This is a genomic window from uncultured Microbulbifer sp. (assembly GCF_947489355.1).
Lineage (GTDB): Bacteria > Pseudomonadota > Gammaproteobacteria > Pseudomonadales > Cellvibrionaceae > Microbulbifer.
On the sequence record NZ_CANLDD010000218.1, the window covers coordinates 1 to 298 of the forward strand.

The 298-nt window shown below is 57.0% G+C and carries 1 pseudogene; it reads right to left on the reverse strand.

The annotated features are described in order from the left end of the window. Positions 1–298, reverse strand: a pseudogene (locus Q1A48_RS21530) (IS3 family transposase); the annotation flags it as partial.

The window sequence follows — 298 nt, forward strand, 5'->3', positions numbered from 1 at the left end:
ATGGGGCTGCTCTGCCTTCTTATACGCATGCGAAGGAACCTGGGTGCTTTCCAGCCCCAGCAGCTTTATCCTGCAGCCAGCACGGTATCGGCTGAGAGGTGTTCCACTTTGCGTCACTATCTTGGCAATGGACCGGGCTCCCGCTGAGCCGTTACTGACTGTATGTGCGGCCTTCACCAAGGTCTGTAACTGAAGCTCTTCTGGCTTCGGAGCTGTTGGCCTATCGCGCCAAACCCGGTAGCTGCTGCGGTGTATATCAAACGCCTCACAAAGGCGCTGAACAGCGTAGCTCTCCTGC